24 protein-coding genes and 1 rRNA gene are annotated in these 22,186 nt (G+C 51.2%); 13 read left to right on the forward strand and 12 right to left on the reverse strand.

From position 1 onward, the window contains the following. Positions 1 to 162: 162 nt before the first annotated feature. From ACXJJC_RS02295 to ACXJJC_RS02305, 3 genes are all read left to right on the forward strand, one after another. On the forward strand, positions 163 to 384 hold the full coding sequence (locus ACXJJC_RS02295) for a hypothetical protein (protein ID WP_456369132.1): 222 nt from the start codon (positions 163 to 165) through the stop codon (positions 382 to 384). A gap of 154 nt (positions 385 to 538) precedes the next feature. Then, the gene (locus ACXJJC_RS02300) at positions 539 to 1,534 is read left to right on the forward strand and encodes a hypothetical protein (protein WP_456369134.1); all 996 of its coding nucleotides are present in this window, start codon (positions 539 to 541) and stop codon (positions 1,532 to 1,534) included. Between the two features lie 170 nt (positions 1,535 to 1,704). Next, entirely contained in the window at positions 1,705 to 2,565 is an 861-nt protein-coding gene (locus ACXJJC_RS02305) for a cation diffusion facilitator family transporter (RefSeq protein WP_456369136.1), read from the forward strand. 30 nt (positions 2,566 to 2,595) lie between these two features. Here the strand turns inward: ACXJJC_RS02305 and katG are convergent, their stop codons facing one another. Both katG and ACXJJC_RS02315 read right to left on the reverse strand, forming a co-directional pair. After that, positions 2,596 to 4,827: a catalase/peroxidase HPI gene (gene katG, locus ACXJJC_RS02310; RefSeq protein ID WP_456369138.1), complete on the reverse strand. Its 2,232-nt coding sequence runs from the start codon at positions 4,825 to 4,827 to the stop codon at positions 2,596 to 2,598. Between the two features lie 133 nt (positions 4,828 to 4,960). After that, positions 4,961 to 5,704 (reverse strand): hypothetical protein, encoded by a 744-nt coding sequence (locus ACXJJC_RS02315; protein ID WP_456369140.1) that lies wholly within the window; start codon positions 5,702 to 5,704, stop codon positions 4,961 to 4,963. Between the two features lie 83 nt (positions 5,705 to 5,787). Between ACXJJC_RS02315 and ACXJJC_RS02320 the strand changes: the two genes are divergently transcribed. The 4 genes from ACXJJC_RS02320 to ACXJJC_RS02335 all read left to right on the forward strand — a co-directional run bounded on the left by ACXJJC_RS02320 (position 5,788) and on the right by ACXJJC_RS02335 (position 7,807). Further along, complete coding sequence (locus tag ACXJJC_RS02320) at positions 5,788 to 6,300, forward strand: hypothetical protein (protein WP_456369142.1); 513 nt, start codon at positions 5,788 to 5,790, stop codon at positions 6,298 to 6,300. A 103-nt stretch (positions 6,301 to 6,403) separates the two neighbouring features. Continuing rightward, positions 6,404 to 6,814 (forward strand): hypothetical protein, encoded by a 411-nt coding sequence (locus ACXJJC_RS02325; RefSeq protein ID WP_456369144.1) that lies wholly within the window; start codon positions 6,404 to 6,406, stop codon positions 6,812 to 6,814. Continuing rightward, positions 6,815 to 7,093, forward strand: coding sequence for a hypothetical protein (locus ACXJJC_RS02330; protein ID WP_456369146.1), 279 nt, complete (start codon positions 6,815 to 6,817; stop codon positions 7,091 to 7,093). It abuts the gene before it with no gap. A gap of 42 nt (positions 7,094 to 7,135) precedes the next feature. Beyond that, the gene (locus ACXJJC_RS02335; protein ID WP_456369148.1) at positions 7,136 to 7,807 is read left to right on the forward strand and encodes an ArsR/SmtB family transcription factor; all 672 of its coding nucleotides are present in this window, start codon (positions 7,136 to 7,138) and stop codon (positions 7,805 to 7,807) included. Here ACXJJC_RS02335 and ACXJJC_RS02340 read toward each other — a convergent pair. Both ACXJJC_RS02340 and ACXJJC_RS02345 read right to left on the reverse strand, forming a co-directional pair. Next, positions 7,804 to 8,931: a formate--phosphoribosylaminoimidazolecarboxamide ligase family protein gene (locus tag ACXJJC_RS02340; RefSeq protein WP_456369150.1), complete on the reverse strand. Its 1,128-nt coding sequence runs from the start codon at positions 8,929 to 8,931 to the stop codon at positions 7,804 to 7,806. The two genes, ACXJJC_RS02335 and ACXJJC_RS02340, sit on opposite strands and share 4 nt — an antisense overlap. Beyond that, complete coding sequence (locus ACXJJC_RS02345; RefSeq protein WP_456369152.1) at positions 8,928 to 10,331, reverse strand: NAD(P)/FAD-dependent oxidoreductase; 1,404 nt, start codon at positions 10,329 to 10,331, stop codon at positions 8,928 to 8,930. The genes ACXJJC_RS02340 and ACXJJC_RS02345 overlap by 4 nt, the downstream gene beginning before the upstream one ends. Before the next feature lie 104 nt (positions 10,332 to 10,435). On the opposite strand from ACXJJC_RS02345, the gene ACXJJC_RS02350 reads away from it, so the two are divergent. The 3 genes from ACXJJC_RS02350 to ACXJJC_RS02360 all read left to right on the forward strand — a co-directional run bounded on the left by ACXJJC_RS02350 (position 10,436) and on the right by ACXJJC_RS02360 (position 12,329). Then, a complete protein-coding gene (locus ACXJJC_RS02350) occupies positions 10,436 to 10,936 on the forward strand; it encodes a DDE-type integrase/transposase/recombinase (protein WP_456369154.1) in 501 nt (166 codons plus the stop codon). Positions 10,937 to 11,128: 192 nt separating this feature from the next. Beyond that, the gene (locus ACXJJC_RS02355; protein WP_456369156.1) at positions 11,129 to 11,887 is read left to right on the forward strand and encodes a heparan-alpha-glucosaminide N-acetyltransferase; all 759 of its coding nucleotides are present in this window, start codon (positions 11,129 to 11,131) and stop codon (positions 11,885 to 11,887) included. Positions 11,888 to 11,891: 4 nt separating this feature from the next. Then, positions 11,892 to 12,329 carry a M67 family metallopeptidase gene (locus tag ACXJJC_RS02360; RefSeq protein WP_456369158.1) on the forward strand — a complete coding sequence of 146 codons (438 nt, stop codon included), beginning with the start codon at positions 11,892 to 11,894 and terminating at the stop codon, positions 12,327 to 12,329. On the opposite strand, the gene ACXJJC_RS02365 is transcribed toward ACXJJC_RS02360, so the two are convergent. The 5 genes from ACXJJC_RS02365 to ACXJJC_RS02385 all read right to left on the reverse strand — a co-directional run bounded on the left by ACXJJC_RS02365 (position 12,286) and on the right by ACXJJC_RS02385 (position 16,024). Beyond that, complete coding sequence (locus tag ACXJJC_RS02365) at positions 12,286 to 12,555, reverse strand: PRC-barrel domain-containing protein (RefSeq protein ID WP_456369160.1); 270 nt, start codon at positions 12,553 to 12,555, stop codon at positions 12,286 to 12,288. The genes ACXJJC_RS02360 and ACXJJC_RS02365 overlap by 44 nt on opposite strands. A 53-nt stretch (positions 12,556 to 12,608) precedes the next feature. Then, positions 12,609 to 13,844: a peptide-modifying radical SAM enzyme CbpB gene (gene cbpB, locus ACXJJC_RS02370; RefSeq protein ID WP_456369162.1), complete on the reverse strand. Its 1,236-nt coding sequence runs from the start codon at positions 13,842 to 13,844 to the stop codon at positions 12,609 to 12,611. Between the two features lie 160 nt (positions 13,845 to 14,004). Further along, the gene (locus ACXJJC_RS02375; protein ID WP_456369164.1) at positions 14,005 to 14,619 is read right to left on the reverse strand and encodes an MBL fold metallo-hydrolase; all 615 of its coding nucleotides are present in this window, start codon (positions 14,617 to 14,619) and stop codon (positions 14,005 to 14,007) included. Further along, positions 14,616 to 15,380, reverse strand: a complete 765-nt coding sequence (gene xth / locus ACXJJC_RS02380; protein WP_456369166.1) for an exodeoxyribonuclease III — start codon at positions 15,378 to 15,380, stop codon at positions 14,616 to 14,618. The genes ACXJJC_RS02375 and xth overlap by 4 nt, the downstream gene beginning before the upstream one ends. Further along, the gene (locus ACXJJC_RS02385; RefSeq protein WP_456369168.1) at positions 15,377 to 16,024 is read right to left on the reverse strand and encodes a hypothetical protein; all 648 of its coding nucleotides are present in this window, start codon (positions 16,022 to 16,024) and stop codon (positions 15,377 to 15,379) included. Before ACXJJC_RS02385 ends, xth begins: the two co-directional genes overlap by 4 nt. A gap of 113 nt (positions 16,025 to 16,137) precedes the next feature. Between ACXJJC_RS02385 and ACXJJC_RS02390 the strand changes: the two genes are divergently transcribed. Genes ACXJJC_RS02390 through ACXJJC_RS02400 form a run of 3 tightly spaced genes read left to right on the forward strand, consistent with a single transcriptional unit; the run spans position 16,138 to position 19,672 of the window. Then, positions 16,138 to 17,676, forward strand: a complete 1,539-nt coding sequence (locus tag ACXJJC_RS02390; protein WP_456369170.1) for a transporter substrate-binding domain-containing protein — start codon at positions 16,138 to 16,140, stop codon at positions 17,674 to 17,676. Positions 17,677 to 17,725: 49 nt separating this feature from the next. Further along, positions 17,726 to 18,346 (forward strand): hypothetical protein, encoded by a 621-nt coding sequence (locus tag ACXJJC_RS02395; RefSeq protein WP_456369172.1) that lies wholly within the window; start codon positions 17,726 to 17,728, stop codon positions 18,344 to 18,346. Between the two features lie 24 nt (positions 18,347 to 18,370). Beyond that, a complete protein-coding gene (locus tag ACXJJC_RS02400) occupies positions 18,371 to 19,672 on the forward strand; it encodes a phenylacetate--CoA ligase family protein (protein WP_456369174.1) in 1,302 nt (433 codons plus the stop codon). Positions 19,673 to 19,793: 121 nt separating this feature from the next. On the opposite strand, the gene rrf is transcribed toward ACXJJC_RS02400, so the two are convergent. The 3 genes from rrf to ACXJJC_RS02415 form a co-directional block, all read right to left on the reverse strand. Continuing rightward, positions 19,794 to 19,915: ribosomal RNA gene (gene rrf, locus ACXJJC_RS02405) — 5S ribosomal RNA — on the reverse strand. A gap of 79 nt (positions 19,916 to 19,994) precedes the next feature. Beyond that, positions 19,995 to 21,176, reverse strand: a complete 1,182-nt coding sequence (locus tag ACXJJC_RS02410) for an ABC transporter permease (protein WP_456369176.1) — start codon at positions 21,174 to 21,176, stop codon at positions 19,995 to 19,997. Then, on the reverse strand, positions 21,173 to 21,967 hold the full coding sequence (locus tag ACXJJC_RS02415; RefSeq protein ID WP_456369178.1) for an ABC transporter ATP-binding protein: 795 nt from the start codon (positions 21,965 to 21,967) through the stop codon (positions 21,173 to 21,175). The genes ACXJJC_RS02410 and ACXJJC_RS02415 overlap by 4 nt, the downstream gene beginning before the upstream one ends. Positions 21,968 to 22,186 lie beyond the last annotated feature (219 nt).

Here is a 22,186-nt window from a genome sequence, read left to right on the forward strand (position 1 = left end):
ACGATGAGATCCGTGTATAAGTTTGTGGCTCTGAATGTCCTTCTGGTTGGCGTGGTTGTTGCTCTGGGATTCAGGGAAAAGAGGGTGTTGCAGAGGCTGGCTGAGATGTGATTTTGTAAGGGGCCTAAAATAATTAGAAACAAAAAATGGAGGTGAAGAGAAATGTATGGTGGAAGACCTGTTGCTTTTGCTCTGTTGTTGTTGGGAGTAGTTGGGGCTAAGATAGTGGCAGCAACAAAACTGCAAGATGTAACTCCCTCTCAGTATTGGACTGGTACGGTTATGACTCCTGTAATTATTGGGGCAGTGGGGGTAGTTGTTCTATGGTCTATGGGACAGTCTCAGCCTCATGTTCCACCATTTATGGCTGCTACATTGACGTAGAATGGCGTGCGTCCTGCTATGAAGGGTGATAGCGGTGGTGGGGAAGAAGGTAGCGTTATCTCCCACTGCATTACTTCTTGCTGTGCTTTCAATCGTGACTCTTTCTCTTTACATGATCAATCGTCCACCGGCCCCTCCTGAGCTGATCCAGCTAATGAAATCGGAGTGGCCTGTTGTGGGCCTTGAAAAGGTGAATGCGACTGCTTACCTGATGGTTTCAATGAAGTCCTTTCTGGTGGAAGATGATGACAGCATATCGGTCAACTGGGGAGAGGGCAGGCTCAGCACTTTCGAGCTCACTCCCGGAGATTCGAGCATGAATGTTCTCTGGAATTACACGCTTGAAGGTTACCGGATTTTCTCATACCCCTGCGTATCGAATGGACACATATATGTGGCTGTAACCGGTAGCCCGAATGTTCACGAACACTCTGAGCTGATTGAAATAACTCCTGATGGCAGAATCAGAGAAGTCGCCGAGCTGGAAGAGTTTGTTCTTAAGGTGGCCAGAATGAGTGATGGCACTCTCATTCTAACGGGCTTTGATGTGAAAACCGGAACGGGAAAGGTTGTGCTGATTAAGGGTACAAAGAAGATTTTTGAGAGAAGCATGGGTGACAGGGTTCTCGGCAGCCTCGTCCACGACCTGGATGGAGATGGGGCGGAGGATTTCATTGTTGCAGGCGTGGTTTTTGAAAATCACACGAAAAGCATCATTTCTGTGTTTCTGAACAGATCCGGCAGCTTTGTCGAAGACGGAAGGTTTGAGCTGCTGAACGAGAACATCTGGGGGATAATTCTGGCGAAGTTTGAAGGAGAAGAAGCCATACTTCTGTACGGTCCAAAGAGCATATATCTGCTGGATCTCAGTGATGCAAGCGTTGCGAAGCTCTACGAGGCGAAAGAGGGGTATTATCTTACTCCCGTAGAGGTGGACGACAGTGATGGCGATGGACAAGATGAAGTTTTTGCTGTAATTCACAACGAAACCGGGAACTTTTTCACCGGGCTTGAATACGTGAACGGCAGGATGCAGGAGAAGATAGAATTCCCGTTAAACGCCAAAGCCTTCTCGATACTGCCATTGAGCAGCAGAAGCTTCCTGCTCGGATCGAGTGATGGACTGTATCTTCTCAGACTACCAGAATGAAAAATGGTGTTTTAGCTTCAAATCCCCGTCAAAAGCTCCATGAGTCTGAGCCCGTCAACCCTTCTCAGCCTCACGGAGTTGAGAGTCAGAAGGCAGGTCAGAGATTTCCAGCACTTAGGTCACCCAAATTTATAAAAGGATTATAAACAGAAGAGCAAATTCTGGCTGTCATGCTGACCGTCCTCGCACTTTACCTTCTCGCATTCGCCCTCAAGCTTGCAGGCTACCTGCTCACGGGGTATCTCATACTGCTGGCAGATGCAATGCACAGCATAACCGACATCGCTACGATAATCCTGCTCATGTATTCCGCGAGAATATCTGAGAAGCCCCCCGATCAGTCTCACCCTCTCGGCCACGACCTTGCGAGAAACGTTGCGTCTCTTGTTGCGTCGATCTCTTTCATAACCATCGTTTCATTCGAGCTGTTTAAGGAAGGGGTTGCGAGCATCCTCAGCCAGAGGTCCGAGTTCGGAGATCCAGCGCTTGCCATAGTGATAGAGGCTTTCGTGCTGGCGGTCCTCGTAATCGCGACCCTTGTCTCAATGAGGAGGTCGGGAGTTATAAGCAGAACGATGTTCGTGGAAAGTCTCAACGACTCCCTCTCCACTGTAGCGGCGATAGCGGGAATAGTCATGATCAGCTACGGATACGCGTTCTTCGACGGTCTCGTTGCAGTTGCCATAGCCATGCTGATATTCTACAACTCCGTCAGGCTCTTCAGGCAGAACGCGAAGTTCTTGCTGGGATTCTCCCCGTCGGACGAGTTTTACCACAGGGTAGAGAGGGTTGCGCTGGCCTTCGAGGATATAAAGGGCGTGCACGACATGGTGGCGATCTACATCGGAGAGGACAAGATTCACCTGGACATGCACATAACCGTCGATGGGAACATGAGGATCGACGACGCTGACAGGCTTTCGGAGAGACTTTCGAACACCCTCAAAGAAAAGATCCCAGAAATAAAGCACGTCAACATCCACATCTGCCCGCATTTTGGCACGAAGAGGGTGTACTGCTGCTCAGATTGAAAAAGAAAAGTAAAATCGAGTGACTCGCCGTTACCACCAGAACAGATCGAACCGGTCGAGGTTCATAACCCTGTTCCACGCTTTCACGAAATCCCGCACGAACCTTTCCTCTGAGCCATCCTGAGCGTAAAACTCCGAGATTGCTCTGAGCTGCGAGTTATGGCCGAAGATCAGGTCCACCCTCGTTGCAGTCCACCTGAGCTCTCCAGTTGAACGATCGCGTCCCTCGTAAATCTGAGGACTGTCCGTCCTCTTCCACTCGACGCTCATGTCCAGCAGGTTGACGAAGAAGTCGTTGGTTAACGCACCCTCCCGATCCGTGAAAACTCCGTGCTTCGTGCCACTGTAATTCGCCCCGAGAACCCTGAGCCCCGCGATGAGAACGGCGAGTTCTGGCGGAGTCAGAGTTAGGAGGTTCGCCCTGTCCACGAGCAGCCTTTCCGTCGGGAGGTTCTCGCAGCCACGCCTGACGTAGTTCCTGAAACCGTCAGCCACGGGCTCGATGTAGCTGAAGAACTCAACGTCCGTTTGCTCCTGACTTGCATCAACCCTGCCGGGATGGAACTCCACCTCCACTCCGTAGCCTGCACTTCTGGACGCCTTCTCAATAGCCGCGTTCCCGCCGAGAACTATCAGGTCGGCAAGCGAAATGTGCCTTTTTCCAGCTGCAGATTCGTTAAACTCTGCCTGAATCTCCTCAAGCACTTTAAGAACTCTCGCAAGCTGCTCGGGCTCGTTAACTTCCCAGTCCTTCTGCGGCGCTAAGCGAATTCGGGCTCCGTTCGCACCACCTCTTCTGTCAGAAGCTCTGAAGGTAGATGCCGAGGACCATGCCGTGTAAACGAGCTCTCTTATGGTGAGGCCGGAGTCCAGAATTCTCCTCTTCAGCTCCTCAACGTCCTCCCTGCTGACGAGCTCGTAGTCCCGGGTCGGAAGAGGGTCCTGCCAGATGAAGTCCTCTTCAGGCACCTCGGGCCCCAGATACCGGGACTTCGGACCCATGTCCCTGTGTGTCAACTTGAACCACGCCCTTGCGAATGCCTCCGCAAAGGCCCCGGGGTCCTCGAGAAACCTCCTTGCTATCTTGGAATATGCCGGATCCATCCTCAGGGCGAGGTCCGTTGTGAACATTATCGGCCTGTGCTTTTTTCCCGGTTCGTGAGCATCCGGAACCAAGTCCTCGGGGTCCGGATCGACCGCAACCCACTGGTAGGCACCCCCCGGACTTCTCTCAAGGTTCCAGTCGTACTTGAAGAGGATCTCGAGGTACTTGCTGTCCCACCGCGTGGGAGTCGGTGTCCACGCGCCCTCGAGCCCGCTCGTAATCGTGTCCGGACCCTTCCCGGTTCGATAGCTGTTCCTCCATCCGAGATTCTGCTCCTCAATCGGTGCAGCTTCTGGCTCCGGACCGAGGTGCCTGTCCGGATCCGCCGCGCCGTGGGCCTTCCCAAACGCGTGCCCACCTGCTATCAGTGCGACGGTCTCCTCGTCGTCCATACCCATTCTCCTGAAGGCCAGGCGGATGTCCCTCGCAGCCTCGAGGACGTTTGGCTCTCCACCAGGACCTTCCGGATTGACGTATATCAGCCCCATCTGAGTTGCCGCGAGAGGGGTCTCGAGCTCCCCGCTCTCACGTCGCTTATCACCAAGCCACTCACTTTCAGGACCCCAGTATACGCTCTCCTCCGGTTCCCAGATGTCGACCCTCCCCCCTCCAAAGCCGAGAACCCTGAACCCCATCGACTCAAGCGCGACGTTTCCCGCGAGAATCATAAGGTCGGCCCACGAAATTCTGCTTCCGTACTTTTTCTTGATGGGCCACAGAAGTCTGCGAGCCTTGTCAAGGTTCACGTTGTCCGGCCAGCTGTTCAGGGGGGCGAATCGCTGATTTCCGTTTGACGCGCCACCCCTCCCGTCAAAAACCCTGTACGTTCCGGCACTGTGCCAGGCCATCCTGATGAAGAGAGGGCCGTAATGGCCGTAATCCGCTGGCCACCACTCCTGAGACTCGGTCATCAGTTTGCGAAGGTCCTGCTTAAGCGCGAAGTAATCCAGCTCTGCGAACGCATCAGCGTAATTAAACTCCGCCTCCAAGGGAGTGGATTCGCGTGGATTCTGATACAAAACTCTCAGGTTCAGCTGATCGGGCCACCACTCCCGGATCAGGTTTCCACCAAGGGTCGTGTGCCTGTACTCGCGTTCACTAACAGGACAGTTGCGTTCTGCCCCATTTTCTGTTTGGTTTCTTCCAGAATTGGACACAATTTTTTACCTCCACATTCCAATAATAAACCAGATTTTTCAACATTTATTAAGTTTTCCTTTCGCCATCTGCATACTACTGAAACGCTCGAAAAACCCCACGTCACTCCATGCGTATCGGGAAAAGCGGAGGTTACCTCCTGTAAACGCCATAGCCGGCTTTCAGACTCCCGTTTGCGAATTTCCACCCTGGCTTTTCAAAGCTGGCAAACAGGCTGTCATCGAACTCATTCCCGGTCCACCCGTAGGTGAACCACCAGTTATCTCCCCCAAGCCAAACAACAACTCCAGCATCCACGAAGGGCTCGGAGCTGAAGTAAACCGGGGCAAGGTAGCTGTAGCACCTTGCAAACCTGTAAAGCCTCGCATCATCTCCGCACTCCACCTCTCTGAGATCCAGCTTCGGCTGGAGCAGGTACTCGCCCCCCAGTGGGTCCAGTGTGTTCACCTCCCTGTCAGGCTCAAGCCTTATCCTGAATTCGTAGCTGGCTGGCCTTTTTTCTTCCGGAATTTCTGGCGTCTCTCTGCTACCAGGCTCCACCGGAACGGGCACTTTCTCCATCCTCCACGTCTCAAGCCCATCAGCCCTCAGAAGCAGCATTGTGCCATAGTCTGTCTCAATCAAGCTTGCATTCCACCCCTCAGGCAGGCTGAGCAGAGACACATTCATGGGAGTGCCATTCCTGAAGGGGAACGGCACGATCAGGGTTACGTTCTCCACGAAGTTCACGTCCGGAATTTCTCTCCTGATCCCGGCTGGCTTTCCGAACTCAAGCGAGATGGAGTATTCAATCCCGTGCTTGAAGCTCTCTTCTACAGGTTTCGAGCACCCTGATATCAGCATGACAAGCAGAAGAAGGGTTACGATTGGTCTCACAAAAATACTTTTGCCCATACCTCAAAAATCTTTCTGTTTATCCACCAGAAAACTTTAATAAATGTAAAACAAATCTTTCAACCATGGGGGCTGCAAAGCTAAAACATGCTCTCGTCCTGTTCATGCTGGGGATAATCGCCGGTATCATGATTCTGGCCGTGATAGAAGAGCTCGAGAACCTGAGAAGCCCCTACCTCTTAATTTTCCTTTCAATCGTTATTAGCCTGATTTTGACCTTTATTTACCATTATGCCGCTGGAAGGAAGCTCATTTCTGCCAGTTTTGCAGCATCATTTGTTGTTGTTCTCTTCATAGGACTTGTGTCTTTCACCACAATTCTTGGATTTGCTCTCATGTCTGAGTACTCTGCATATATGCATGTCGTAAAAGCCAGAAACGCTGAAAACTGTGCTGTTCTGACTGAAAAGGATCTGTCCGAATTCCCGTTTCTTGAAAAAGCCTTGAATAAAGCGGAAAAGACCGGGGAGGCAGTGGTGGAGATAAACGCCGATTACGTGAGAAAACTGGAGGAACTGTATGGAGGGTGTGTGACTTACAAAGGCGAAAGGTACGTTCTGAGGTTCGCTGTGACTTAAGCGATCTCTTTTTTTGAGTAGATTGGGGAAATTTCAAGGATCATAAAAAAGCAAGAAATCTGTATCGGAAATTTTAAATATTTAACTAAAGAGTTTTGGTTATATGTCTTCAGAAAGAAGATCTGAAGTTTTCAGGTTAAGCTCGGTGATCCTTGCTGTCGGAGTTCTGCTCATAGGCATTGCCGCGATAGGGTTCTACTTAGAGATTAAGAAGAGCATGGAAAGGGGTGGTGGGATTCAGGAACCTCTCTGGGCGAGGTGTGTTGAAAACGCCATAATAATCACCGCAAGAGAGGATCTGAGCGACGTCGTGGTGAGCGCTAAGGGAGAGGAACTGTGCAGGTTTGACAGAATTGTTAAGGGCAGCGAGGAGGTCTGCTACCTTGACGGAAGCACTCTGAATGAAACGAGGGTTTTCGTGGTTGAGGCTGGAGACGTGAAGAAGGCCGTGGTGTGCTACCAGCCCGTTAAGCCCGTTCCTGCAGGAACCCCCGTGCCGGTGGGAGGTGGTTAGATGGCATCCTTCGGAGCTAACGAGATGATAATAGTCCTGTTCGTGGTATTCATAATTGTCCTGCTGCTGTCAGTGTTGAATCCAGCGAAGAGCCTTGAAGAGGGCAGAAGAAACAGGGTAAAGGACTTAATCGTCGTTGGGCTCATCCTGTGGTTCTCTCCATCTGCAAAAATCGCAGGCATGGTAATCTTCTTCTACGGCTTCGGAATTCTGCTGTACGAGAAGTACCAGGAGGGGGAAGAGGGAGGCTCTGAATTCAAGGTAAATTATAAAAACTAACATTTCCAAATCCTTTAAATTCTTTCTCACAAAGGCATTACGGTGAGGATCAGCCTTGATCGAGAAGCACTTCTCCTGCTTTCGTCGGAAACCAGGATGGAGATTCTGAAAAGTATTGCAGATCGGAGAAAAACGTTAAGCGAGCTTTCAAAGGAGATCGGTATTTCGAAATCAAGCGTGAAGGAGCATCTGGAGAAGCTTGAGAAGGCAGGGCTGATAAGAAGGGTGGACGAGGGCAGGAAGTGGATATACTACGAGATCACATCCGAAGGCCTGAGGGTCGTGATGCCGGAAAAGGCAAGAAGGCCGGCGATAGAGCTTTTCGCCTCGGTAGCTGCGTTCATTTCGGGAATTGTCATGCTGGTGCTTTCGTTCCTGAGTGGCATGAGAGCGCAGAAAGAGGCTCCAGCCTACGGGGTCACGAGAACCCCCACTCCGGAGGTTGTGGAGAAGGCTGTTCCGCAACCGGCAGCCACTCCAGCCCCTGCAGCGACGCCTACACCCACACCAGTTCCAACAGCAACGCCCACTCCCACGCCTGTGCCCACTCCAGCAGCCACACCCAGTCCGACGCCAGCTTTAACTCCCATCAAAACTCCTGCACTGGAAGCTGCCAGAGCTCTGAGTGGTGCAGAAGTGATGTTTTACATAGCCACAGCGCTGATAACAGTCTCCTTCATCCTTCTCCTGATTCACATAAAAAGAAGGGGTTAGGTTACGGTCTCGCTCAGCCTTCCTGTCTCAACTGCTTTTTTCAGCTCGATCATCGTTAAATCGAGCGGATCCTCGATTTTGACTCCGTGCTTCAGGCTCAGGTTCCTCATCTCCGGAGAGGTTGGACCTATAGCCGGATCGCCCGGCACCCTCATTGAGACATCGAAAATCACGAACTCCAGCCTCGTCTCATCTTCGGGAGAGTATGCGATGGCCCCCTGCAGTCCGAACATGCCGATTATGCCCGGAGGGTATTCCCTCATGCACGCCTCTATGAATCTCTCTCCAGCTTCGTAAACCATCTCCTGCTTGCTCTCTCTCATCGTAACTCCAAAATGCCCGATCTCCTCGTTTTTAACGGGCACGTCTATCTTGAGCTGATCCTTTGCTGGAAGATTCAGGAAGCCCTGAAGGTTCACCTGTCTTCTGTCTGAAAAGCCCACAAAATCGAAGTTACCGAAAACGTCCTTCAGAGCGTAGCTGTGGAAGTTTGCGTTAAAACGAGCTCCAAGAACGTACTCCTCGATTCTGGCTTTTTCAAGCCCCTCCTCGTCTATAACTCCTTCCTTCAGAAGCTTTTCCGTCTGCCTGTAGTAGTCTTCGGGAGAGTTTGCGTAGAAAAACGCCCTCTCGAGAGGATTCTTCGCCTGCTGAACCTTGACCACCACAAGTCTGTCTATCTCCTCTGGGCTTCTGAACTCCTTGGGATACCTGAGACCGGCTTTTTCCAGCAGGTAGTACTGTCCCCTCTCGTAGTTCCTCTCCTCCGCCCTCAGCAGATATCTGTTGCCGTATATTGGAACCCTGAACTCCCTTTCTATGGCATCATAGCCAACGTAGACCGCGAAGCTCCTGTTGGGGATGAAGACCGTGTTCATTTCAATGAGCGTCTCCTGAACCTCTTCATTGACCAGATCTCTGAAGCTGTCCAGCAGAATTACCTCGTCAAACAGGTGGCGGTTGTACTCCGTGTAAAGCTTATCCCTCCCCTTCTGAACCACAACTGCAGTCTTCAGCCCGAAGGCCTTCGCAGCCATCCCCGTCTCCTTGGCGGAGTGGGAGCCAAAGATGCCTACGGTGATGTCCTCATAGCTCTCTGCTATCTTTCTCGCCTCGTCCATCATTTCCTCATCCTCCTGAGGATGCTCTCGGCAGCAATCAGCCCGGTTACTGCCGCGCCGACTATTCCCCTGCTTATCCCGGCCCCATCTCCTATCGCGTAGATGCCGGGGATGTTTGTCTCCATCTCAGGACTTATCTCAAGCTTGAGGGAATAGAACTTGATTTCCGGGGCGTAGAGCAGGGTTGAGTCGTCTGCCACGCCTGGAATAACCTTGTCGAGCTGCTCAAGGGCATCAATGATGTCGTCCACGACTCTGCCGGGATAAGCCAGGCTTATGTCTCCCGGAACTGCTGTTTTGAGCGTGGGCTTGAGCAGCCTGTTGTTTTTGATTCTCAATTCAGTGCTTCTCCTTCCAAGCCTCAGGTCCTTGAGTCTCTGAACGAGCGGGTTGCCTCCACCAAGCTTCGTTGTTATCTTCGCAAGGTCCCTCCCCCACTCGTTTGGCATGTCGAAAGGTTCTGTGAACACGTAGTGGCCGAGCAGAGCGAAATTGCTGTTGTTCGTCTTCTCCTTCGCCTTGCTGTGGCCGTTGACGAGACTGAACTCTCCGTAGTCCTCCCTGATCACCCACCCCCTCGGGCAGGTGCAGAAGGTTCTCATGTAGTCGTCATGCTTCTTCGTCGTTATCCTGAGCTTGGGATCGTAGATTATCGATGTTATCTCGTCCATTATTGTTGCCGGCACCTCAACCCTGACGCCGACGTCTATTGCCTTGGCTTCCCTGCTTATTGCAAAATCATAATCTCTGACCCACTTTTCGAGCCATTCTGCACCTCCTCTTCCAACGCCGATGATCAGGAAGTCGTACTGGTACTCCTTCCCGTCCTCAGTTATGACCTTCTTCTCGTCCGGCTTTATGTCCACCACGGTGATGTTGGTAAATATCTCGACCCCATTGCCCGTGAGGTAGTTCTGCATGCTCCCTATGACCTTCGGCAGCTCGTCACTCCCAACATGCCTCTGCCTGAGCGGGACGAACTCTATTCCTGCCGAGTTCGCCCTCCTCATCAGCCTGAGGAGCTCATCAACGTTGTCTCCGTAAAGCTCATCCGGAGCTCCATGCTCGAGGAAAATTCTGTCAACCTCATCCATCTTTTCCACAAGGTAGCTCTCGTCAACAAGCCCGAGAAAGTCCCCACCGACGGTGAAGCTCTCCGGAAACTGCGGGTGAACGTAATTGAGCTTGCCATCAGACAGTCCACCAGCTCCTCCTACCCCTGCAGTAACGTTGCAGGGATCGCACTTCAGACAGAAGCTCTCTGACAGGTCACTCGGACACTTTCTTCTCTCTATCGCCCTACCCATCTCAAAAACAGCAACTTTAAGCTTTCCTGCAAGCTTGTAAGCCGCAAACAGCCCGCCTGGACCCGCTCCGATTATGATGACGTCATATCTGTTCATACATTTGAAGGCTCTAACTACCGTTAGTATTTAAGGGTTTCCTTATGCTCCGGGACATGTCCCCATTACCAAAACATATAAATTTTTTAATATAACTCAAAAATATGCAATCGGTAAAAGAAATTGTAAAGGAGCTTAAAGTCTTTGAGAGAAACAAAGTACCGATTGAAGTTAAAGTTCTCGGCATAGCAATCTACATTCAAACATCCTCAGTAAGAAGAACTGCAAGAATTCTCTCAGAAATCCACCCAGTCTCTAAATCATCTGTTCACCGCTGGATAAAGAAGTTTGAGGAAAAATTACCAATATCAACAGAGAAAAAGAAAAGAAATTTTATTGCATTAGATGAAACTGTCGTCAAGGCGAATAAAAAGCATTACTACGTTTATTCAGCAGTAGATGTTGAGAGAAATGAGCTGATTCTAATGAGAGTCTATACGACGAGAAATTATCTGACCACGAAATCTTTCGTCAAAGAAGTTCTGAATTACTGCGCGAACAGGCCAAAGTTCGTTGTGGACAAAGCTCCCTGGTTGATGGAAGCTTTGAAAAGTCTTGGTTTGGAATATGAACATCAGACCTTTCGGAGAGAGAAGCAAGGTTGAATCAGTGTTTTCTTCTTTAAAACAGAGGATAAGGATTTTCTTCTGCTCGATTACAGCTAAGAATCCTGTCAGGAACTGGAATCTATTCTGCAAGCTGTTTATGCTTTATTATAATCGGTTGAGGTGGTGTTTGTGTTAAGTGGACAGATCCTGCTCCGCAGACGTTAAAAAGTACGCGATCAATATCTCACAGTGGGCTCTGGAAAGGTCGCTCGTGACAGTACATCGAGTAAACAAAGGTTTGCGGAAATTGACGTCCTCAGGGGTGTAGCTCTGATCATGATGCTCGTCTCGAACTTCGTGACCGACCTGCAGTTCTTCCTGGGCTACAGTCAGTTTGAGGTGTTCTGGAGGGCTTTCGCATACACGACCGCTGGGCTGTTCGTTTTTGTATCAGGGATCTCCATGTGGATTGCTCACTTCAGGACGGGAGATTGCAGAAAATACCTGCTCAGATTTGCAAAGCTGTTCGGGCTTGGAATGGTGATAACCGCAGTCACCCACTTTTTGCTGAGGGAAGGGACAGTATACTTCGGAGTTCTGCACTTCCTCGGTGTTGCGAGCATCCTGGTGGTTCCGTTCTACAGGCTCGGGTGGAAGAACCTCGCTCTCGTTCCGGCGTTCTTCGCAGGAAAGCTGCTCCTCGAAAACATTCACTCAAGCAACCTCCTGCTGCTCCCGGTCGGCATAACCCCGGTTCCGTTCTTCACCCTCGACTACTTCCCCATATTTCCGTGGTTCGGCGTCTTCCTGCTCGGGGTTAGCGCGGGAGCGCTCGCCTATCCCGATGGCAGGAGGAGAGTTGACCTCCAGCTGAGGTCCAGAACGAGCGATGTGATTGCGACTCTCGGAAGGCACACCCTCCAGATTTACCTGCTGCACCAGCCAGTGTTCGTGGGCATCCTGCTCCTCGCGACGGGGGAGTTGCCCAATCTGAGACTGCCTTGGTGATCTCATGGCAAGGCGCGTAGTTTTGAGAAGGGGGGTCGAGGAGTTCCTCAGAAGGGTCGCCAATCGTCCCGGAGAGATGGAGAGGTGCGGCCTGTTCGTCGGAAGGTGCGGGGAGGATGTCGAGATACTCGAGGCTCACGAGGTGGAGAACCTAAAAGCTTCCCCCGTGGAGTTCGAGCTCAACCCAGTTGAGGTGCTGAAGGTTTTCGAGCAGGCTGAGGCTTCAGGTCTCGAGGTCGTGGGAGTGTGGCACACCCATCCGATGGGGCGTGCAGAGCCGTCTCAAAAGGACGTGAGGGGAGCAAGAGCGTTTCCGGGAGTCTGGGCGATAATAGCGAGAGGAGAGATCAGATGGTATTTCGCCGGAGAAAAGGGTTTTGAGGAGGCCGAGGTGGAGGTCAGGTCTCCTCCGTCTGCTCCTTCTTCCTCTCCATCTTCCTGAACACGTCCTTGATTATCACGATGTCCCCGACCGCCTTTACCAGCCTGTAGGGGATTATCACGCCACTCGCCCTCGTGTCTATGATCATCCTGTTGACATCCACGACCGCTATCCCCTTGAACTGCCTCGACTCGATGTCTATGGAGAGATCGGCTATCCTGCCAACATACCTGCCCTCGTCGGTGTAAACCCTAAGTCCGAGAATCGATGAGACTTCTCCGATCATTCCACCCACCACTAATTCCTTGAAGACACTTATATATTAAACTTTCACTGCCGTCACGCCCGGATCTCGTAAACCCTTTTCAGGGCCTTCAGATTTACCACGTGCTCCAGATCTCCTCGGTGGATGACCTCGAACGCCTTCGCTATGACAGCCTTGTAGAACTCGCAGAAGGGAGACTTCTCGAGCATCGTTCCCTTCTCCGCGTAGATTTCAGCCGGACAGGGTGCTCCGCAGATGTTCCTGTACTCGCAGTCCCTGCACTCCTCTATGCGCTCCACTGTCCTCCCCCTTACCTCGGTGAATTTCTCAGCCGCAAGTTCGAGCTCGTCAAGACCAATTCCAAACTCCTCAAAGCCTATGAACTCTCCGCACGGAAAAACTCCCTCTGGAGTTACGGAGATGAACCTCCTGCCCGCCCCGCACGGAGAGATGTCGCACTGCAGAATCCTCGAGTAGGGGGCCACTATGCCCAGCAGGATGTTGGCGAAATCGCCAATAACTATTCTGTCCCCGTTCTTCGTGTGCCATATTGCCCTCTCAACCGCCTTCAGGAAGTGTCCGGCAGCCTCGATGGGATCGGGCCTCAGCCTCCTTCCCCCCTCGCTCGTCCCCCTCACGGGGTTCATCAGGACGAGTCTGACCTTCCCTGCAAGTAAGTCGACCATGTCCTCGAGCTGGGTGTAGTTGTGCCTGTTTATTGTCGTTATCACGTTCAGGTTCGCGTATCCATCAAACCACCCCAGGATCTGCATGACCCTGTCGTAGTGACCCCTCCCCCTCAGGTAGTCCTCAACCTCACGAACAGGTGAGTCAAACGAGACGCCAACGTTCGCTCCAATACTCTTCAGAAAGTTCGCGTCCTCTTCCTCGAGCAGAAATCCGTTGGTCTGAATGCCAAAGCGGTAATCAAACTCATCCATCACTTTAAAGATCGCGTCCTTTACCAGAAGTGGCTCTGCACCGTGAAATATTACGTTCCTCACTCCCAGAGACTCGAGCCTCTCAAGCACGTCTCTGAGCATCTCGTAGTCCATCTCCCTGCCCCTTCTACGAATTCCAGGTGGGATGTAACAGTACTCGCAGCTGGCGTTGCACCTCTCTGTGGGGTTTATGTAGGCGGTGTTGAAGTCCACCTCAAACCTGTACCTCCTCATCCTCTCCTCAAGCGTTCCCCTGTTCTTTTCGTAAAACTTCATAACTTCTTCCGGGACACCTCCATCGTAAATCGCCCAGAAGTTGGTGTCGGGGTCAAGCATTACCCTGAAACCGTCGAACTCCAGCTCTTTCATGAGATCACCTCAAAAAATTAAAAAGGGGACTCCTCGCCGGGCATAACGTAGTGTGTGAGCCCCCCTCCAACCTCGCACTCGTACATGAAGCTGTAGGCCATGTCTGTCGGTCTGCTGAACTGAAATATAAGGTTAATTTTTGTATTACAATAGTAACACATCAGTAGTGGGTCACTATCTCTATCGCCTTCTCCACGAGAGCAACTATCCCTTTCCTGCCCTTCATCACCCTCCTGTGACCTGGAAGCAGGTACTCCGGCTCCAGAGCGGCAAGCTTCTCGAGAGACTTTACGAATTCCCTCCTGTCGCTGCCGTAGAGGTCGAACCTCCCGGGTATTCCGTTCTCAAAGATCAGGTCGCCGGTTATCGCAACACCATGCTCCTGAACGAAGAATGTCAGGCTTCCGGGAGAGTGTCCCGGAGTTCTCACAACCTCTATCTCCGTTTCACCAACAACGAACATCCTTTCGAGCCTGATGTCGGGCGAGATGTTGAAAGGGCTCACCACCCTGTCCCTCTCGTCAAAACCCAGCAATGCACCTTTCCGCATGAACATCTGGTTGCTCTCACAGTGGTCCTTGTGGAGGTGCGTGTTGAGCACGTAATCTATGCTCCCGATCCCGTCGTTTTTCAGCAGGCCGAACAGGTTGGTGTAGCTCTTGTAGGTGCCGGGATCGATGATTGCTGTCTCACCATCCGAAATCACGTAGCTGTTGGATGAGTCGTAGAAGGCGCTTCCCCAGGTGTAGGCATAAATATTCTCGAACAGCTTCATAGGTCGAACTCCGCTATTAAGGGCAGGTGGTCGCTCGGCCTATCCATGAGCCTCGGTTTAATATCCACATAGCAGTCCCTGCACCTCCCTGCAAGCCTTGAAGTTGCGAGTATTGCATCAACCCTCCATCCCAGGCCCTTATCTATCGCGTTCCTGACCCTGTAGTCGTAGAAAGTGTAAACCCTCTCCTCCGGGTGAAACTTTCTGAGGAGGTCAACGAAGCCCATGGACAGTATCTCCCTGTATGCGTTCCTTGCATCGATGTGGAAGCAGACATGGTTCCCGAGCCTCTGAGGGCTGTGAACGTCTATATCTTCAGGCGCAACGTTCATGTCTCCGCAGACCGCATGATAACCGCTGAAGTCCACGATCTCCCTCAAATAGTCCCTGAACCTCCTCAGAAAGTCGAGCTTGTACCTGTATTTTTCTGAGTCTATGCTCTGCCCCTGGGGAACGTAAACGTTCGTGACCGCAAGGTTATCGAACTTCAGAGTGATCACTCTGTCCCTCTCTTCCCCGTTCATCCCGATGAGAACCTCTTCAGGCTCGTGGAGCGTTGCTATCGCAACGCCATTCCTGCCCTTTATGCCGGAGAAGTAAACCTGATATCCGGCTCTGGAAAACTCGCTTTCGGGAAAGTTTCTGTCATCGACCTTCGTCTCCTGCATGCACAGAATGTCCGGCCTGTTCTCTTTGAGCCAGGGAATAACGATGTGCAGCCTCGCCCTGATTGAATTGACGTTGAATGTAACAATTTTCATCTTCCAGCCCTCCTCAGGGCCGTTATCACGCCATGACATCTGCATGCAGTCGCAACGAGAACTGAATCTCTGTTTTCTGCCCACTCAATGAGCTCTCTGAGTTTTTCCCCCTTTATGGCACCCAGACCGGGCTGCAGATAATGGCTCTCGATGACAAATCCGTCGGGAATTGCGAACCTCACGAGGTCGTACATGGGTGCCGGTTTCTTTATTCCAGTAACCGGGCAGACATCTGGAGCCCTGCACTTTGGAACGCACTCCCTGTCCCTGTTGTAGCTCACAACCACACTCCCTCTGCCTGCTGAAACGACGACCTTCATCGGCAGTCCGGATAGAGCAAGATCCACGCCCTCGTACCACACCTCAAAGCCGAGGTGCTCCATGAGGAACGCTCCGGCAACGTGTATGGGGGCTGTGGGGAAGACGTACTCCGGTTCAAGCTCGAAGAAGAGTTTGGTGAGCTCCTTTACGCCTCCACGAACAAACGAATTTTCCTGTGCATTTCCGCTGTACTCCGGCAAATTCAGCTCTTTTTTTACGGCACAGCTTTCATCCGGATCGACGACGACGAAGCTCGTCCCCTCTGACATCAGATACCTGGCGGCCTCGAGACCGTACTTCCCTCCACCGAATATGATCTCCACTCTAACAAATTCGCTGTGAAGTAAATAACGTTTGCTGAATTGCAATCACATTATTTGCGGATGTGACGTGAACAGGAAATTTATTTAAATGATAATGAGTATCATCAAAGTCTATGAGAGTCAGCGCAATCACAATACTTGCAGTCGCAGTTATACTGATTACTCCTGTTACCGCCATTAAGGTTAGAGTTGGCGTGTACAACAACCCACCACTGTTGTTCTACGAGAACGGACAGGCAAAGGGATTGTTCATTGACATACTTGAATACACTGCCAAAAAAGAGGGCTGGGAAATAGAGTACATACACGCTTCATTTCCAACACTGCTCGAAATGATAGAAAACGGTGAAGTAGACGTCATACCTGACATAGCGTATTCCGAAGAAAGAGAAGAGTTTTTGAGTTTCAGCAATGAGACTGTGATATCCAACTGGGGAGTGATATGTTCAAAATCCGACCTTGACTCCATTCTGGACCTAAAAGGAATGAGGGTGGCTGGAGTTGTCAAAGACATTTACTACGAGAATCTGAAGCTGCTAACCAAAGCATTTGGTATCGACTGTAAATTCATTGATGTTTACGGCGATTACGGAGACGTCCTCAATGCTGTGAAATCGGGAAAAGCCGACGCAGGAGTGGTTTCCAGGCTATATGGAAAACTACACGGTAAAGAATACGGTACTAAAGTCACCTCAATCATATTCTCTCCTGTTGAGCTTAGGTTTGCCGCCGCAAAGGGTAAGGAAGCATTGCTTCAGAGAATAGACTACCATCTCAGCGAACTGAAACGCGAGGAGGGGTCACTCTACTACGCCTCACTGGACAAATGGGTCGGGACAGAAAAGAAGGAAATTCCGAAGTGGGTGTTCATCGTCCTGTTTATCCTCATTGCGATCACCTCTCTCGCGATCTATAACGAGTACTATCTAAAGAAGGAGCTGTCTAAAAGAGAAAAAGAGCTCATCCGTGCGTACAATCTTCTCAAACGAATCAGCAGGATAAACGAGATTATGCTCCGGGAGAAGAACCTGGAAAAGCTCGTTAAGAGTGCAGCAGAGGTTTTGGGAGATTACCTGAACTCAATGATTGCCGTATTTTCGGGAAACGATGTTATCGCCTACGGAGGTGTTTCGGGACATGTAAAGACCATGGGGGATCTCTCCAAGTACCACTGCGTGGAATTATCACTAAAAAGTGGCACTCCACGACACTTCCCTCCCGAAAAGCACCCGCCCTCATGCCCCCATGCAAAAAATGGTGGAAAATTCCACAGCTACGTTTTCCCGCTGAGGTATGCTGGCGTCACAAAGGGAGTTCTGTTTATCCAAAGCAAGACAAAGCTAACAGGCAAAGAGATTAAAATCCTCAGAACGCTTGCAGAGGACATAGCCTTCGCCGTCCACAGCATAGAGGTCGAGGAGGAAAAGAACGAGGTGCTGAGACAGCTTGACGAGAACGTTAACGACATGATGGCTCTCGTCGACAGGATAAGGAATCCGCTTTCAGTTATAAAGGGGTACTCCGAACTTTTCTGTGAGAGCGCACACGAGACGATTGACCAGCAGATAGGCAGAATACTCGAGATCGTGAGGAAGATAGAGGAAAGGTGGAAGGAGTCCGAGGCGCTGAAGGATAAGCTGAAGAAATACTGACAGAACATGATAAACATATATATTTCCAGCAGATACATAATTTCTTAACATGATGGTCAGGAAGGTCACCTACAGAATCGAAGCGAGACACAAAATTGCCCTCGCCCTCTCGTTTACCGTTTTCGCCATAACAGGAGTTTTCGTCATACTATCATCAATGTCGGCTTCACAGCCAGAAATGGTCCTGTCAATGGCGTTGTTCATAACCTCTCTGCTGGCTCTCCTGGCAGTTATCGTCGCCGTCAGCAAAAAGTCCACGGTGATTGGAGTAACCAAGGTGACACCAATTAAGGCGGTAAAGGTCGAACCGCGGATTGCTGTTACTGCTATTTTCAGGAACAGGCTTTTTCAGGCAGTTGTGGTCGTTTATCTAATTTCTGCAGTTCTGATGGTCACAAGCAAAAGCTTCCAACCGCTTCCGGTTTTCCTGGTCACCCTGCCAGCATTCTTCACAGCAGCAGTGGGAAGACTCTCCCGCGAGGTCATAATCGCAAGAGAGGGAATAGTAATGGACAATTCAATAATACGCTGGGACAGGGTGCACAGGCTCGAATTTCACGAAAGTGCGGTTATTCTCCTGAACAATTCAGGATTTCCGGTTGCAGTTCTGCCACACACACCCGAGATGGCGGAGATTCTGAGAGAGCGGGTAGGAAAACAAAACGTTTAAATTGTGCTATTGAGTGGCAATATCATGTACTGGAACGCATTCATCGAGACTATGCCTGCAAAGGACCTGAAGGACCTTCAGGAGAGAAAGCTGAAGGCACTCGTCAATTACGTTTACGAATACTCACCATTTTACAGGAAGAGGTTTGAGGAGGCCGGAATTCACCCATCAGACTTCAGGGGCATTTCCGATCTGCCGAAGTTACCCTTCACTAAGAAGCAGGACCTCAGGGACAACTACCCGACGGGAATGTTCGCCGTTCCCCTCTCCCATGTGGTCAGGTTCCACGCCTCCAGCGGCACAACAGGAAAGCCAACAGTTGTTGGATACACTCAGAACGACCTCGAGGTTTGGGTGGAGAGTCTCGCAAGGAGCCTCGTTGCGTGTGGTGTCAGAAGGGAGGACGTGATGCAGATAGCATACGGCTACGGACTCTTCACCGGTGGCCTGGGGTTCCACTACGCCGGGGAGAGGGTGGGGGCTGCGGTGATTCCAATTTCGGCGGGCAACACGGCCAGGCAGATAGAGCTGATGAAGGACCTGAAGACCACGGTAATAGCCTGCACGCCATCCTACATGCTCTATCTGACCGAGCAGGCCGAGAAGATGGACGTGGACATTGCAGACGACACCCACCTCAGGATGGGGATTTTTGGTGCCGAACCCTGGAGCGAGGAGACCAGGAAGAGGATAGAGAGCAAAACCGGGATTGAGGCCTACGACGTTTACGGTACCTCGGAGCTGAGCGGCCCTCTATTCACCGAATGCTCGGAAAAGCAGGGCCTGCACATCTGGGGAGATCACTTTCTGGTTGAGGTGATAGATCCAGAGACGGGCGAGCAGGTTGGAGAGGGGGAGAAGGGGGAGCTCGTGATCACGACGCTCAGCAAGGAGGCCCTGCCGCTGGTGAGGTGGAGGACGGGAGACATAACGATTCTTGAGGAGGAGAAGTGCGCCTGCGGGAGAACTCACCCGAGAATAATGAGAATTCTCGGCAGGGCTGACGACATGATAATCGTCAGAGGCGTGAACGTGTTCCCGAGCCAGATAGAGCACGTCCTCATGCAGATTCCGGAGATAGGAGAGCACTACATGATCATCCTGGACAGGGCCGAAAGCGGACTGGACGAGATGACGATCCAGGTGGAGCTGAGCGAGAACGCCAGAATAGATACAACCACAGACATACTCAACCTCGAGAGGGAAATCGCGGAGAGGCTCAAGAGCGTCCTGAACGTGTGGGCAAAGATCGAGGTCGTCAACCCCGGAACCCTGCAGAGGTTCGAGGGTAAGGCAAAGAGAGTTATCGACAGGAGGAGGATCTGATTCCCCGAAACTTTCACATCTAACCATTTTTGAGTTGCTCTCCGCCCAGAACGCCTTCGACCAGTATCAAAATCCCGAAATAGCACTCAAATAATCAGAAGAGGTCCAAGAGGGGAGGAGGTGCCGACAGTTTCCGCGCTTCCCGCCCCCTCTCGGAAGGCAGTACAACGCGGAACGGGACAGGGCTTAACTTCCGGGTTCGGAATGAGTCCGGGTGTTTCCCCCGTCCCTATGACCGTCGGCAATACATGGTAAGTCTGCGTTGGTTATTTAAGGATTTTGGTCAGAAACTGACACGAAAAATCCTTGGAAAAATTGGGCATCACTCTCCGCGAACTTTAATGGCACTTCTGAGAACTTCTTTCCAGCGGGGCTTCGTGTATGCCAGGGCATAATACCTGAACACCTTTGCAGAGAGTTTCAGTGTTACGAGTGAGGTGGCGAGCAGCAACAGCATCCCTGCCACAATGTCAGCGATGGATGCCGAGCCTGAGATGTAGAGTGAGGGCATGAGTGCCGGAGCTGTCAGAGGGAAGAGAGCGATTGCCCGGAAGACCGGCGCATCCGGATTTAATGAGGTCATCTGCCCGAGAAACAGCGCAGGAAAGATGCCGATAAACACTATGGCTGACGTGGCCTGCTGGGCTTCCTTCAGGGTGCTGGAGACCGATGCTATGGCAGAAAGGATTGATGCATAAAGGAGGTAGCCGAGGATGAAGTACACGACAGACACCAGTATTGCTGAGAGGCTGATGAGCCTCATAACTGCAAGGATCGTGGAGGCGAAGCTTGCGAGCCCAAGCCACACCGATGCCTGTATCAGCCCGGTAACAGCACTTCCGATGAACTTTCCGGCAAACACTTCTTCAGGCGAAGCTGAGGACAGCAGTATCTCCATCACTCTGTTTTCCTTCTCCTCAACTATGCCCTGCATCAGGTACCCTGAGGAGGAGAAGATTGCCACGAACAGCAGGAGGGGAAGGAACATTGACGCCAGAAAGTCCAGCTCCCTCGAACCTTTGCCCATATCCTCAAAGCTTATTCCCACGGCAAACCTGTAGGCCATCTCTCCATAATTCGTCGCGATTGCCCGCTCGAGGGCTTCGTCGGCATCGACAAGTCCACGGGTTTTCCTGAGTATCGTAAAGGTTTCCTCAAAGTTCTCTGGAATCACATAGTAGGCGTCGATCTCCCCGTTCTGAAACGCCCTTTCGGCCTCTTTCTGGCTATCAAACTTCACGAAGTCAACCCTCATTTTTTTCGATGCGTTCAGGAGGGGTTTTTCCTCTTTGTCAACAAAAATTTCGCTTTGATTTAAAATCCCGGCTTTATCCACAACACCAGCTTTGAAAACTTCTGGTAGCGTTAGGTTTTCTATGAAAAGCAGTGGAATGAAAAAGGACGCCAGAATCAGGAGTGGCAGCCCCACCACTCCGAGTATAAACCCCTTCCTCCTCACGTTCACCCTGATCTCCTGCTTCGCCACGACGAGGGCTTTCTTCATATTCCAACCTCCCTGAGGAAGATTTCTTCCAGCGACAGTCTTCGCCTCCGGTACGACACGATATCATACCCCAGATCGAGCAGCTCCCTCAGGCTCCTGTGTGTGATTTCCTTCACGATTCTTCCATTCCTGACGTACTCCACCTCGCAGATTTCCTCGCCAGAAAGCTCGTCAATCCTGCCGGAGAGTATTTCCATGCCCCTGTTGATCAGCAGGACCCTGTCACACAGTCTTTCCGCAAGGTTCAGGATGTGGGTGGAGATTACCACACACTTGCCCCTTTCCCTCATCTCCCTCACGAGTTCCATGACGAGGTTGATGTTCACGGCATCGAGTCCAGAGAAGGGCTCGTCCAGTATGACCAGATCCGGATCGTGCTGTATGGCAGCTATCAGCTGAACCTTCTGCTGCATTCCCTTTGAGAGCTCTTCAACCTTTTTGCTGGCATGTTCTGCAAGCCCAAACCTCTCAAGCCAGTAGTCCGTGTCAGCGCTAACGCCTTTAAGATCCGAAAAATATCTCAAAACCTCTCTGACCTTCCACTTTCTGTAGAGTCCTCTCTCTTCCGGCAGATATCCGATCGAATCTCTGAACTCTTCGGGGCTTTTTCCTGAGAATGAGACTTCTCCGGAATCTGGCTTCAGAATCCCGGCCACGATTCTCAGGGTTGTTGTTTTTCCAGCTCCGTTCGGCCCAAGGATGCCGAAGATTTCCCCCTTGCCTGCTGTAAAGGATATGTTCTCCAAGCGAAAACTTCCGAGTGTTTTTCGCACTTTTCTAACTTCGAGCATTCTGTGAGGGAATTACCGTGAGATAATAAATTTTTCTGATCTGTTTTATTTTTCACATGTGTGCAATTGCTAAACAGAAATGACTGGATTTCATGCAGGTGTGTCAGGTCCGCAATGCTGTGAATTGCCCTGATTCACGGCCACCCTGGCGCAGCGTGAACTCCGTTTCCTTCATCACACCCTCGCTGGGGAGATAGCCATACCGCAAATTTATTAAAA

The sequence above is a fragment of the Geoglobus sp. genome, from assembly GCF_054018175.1.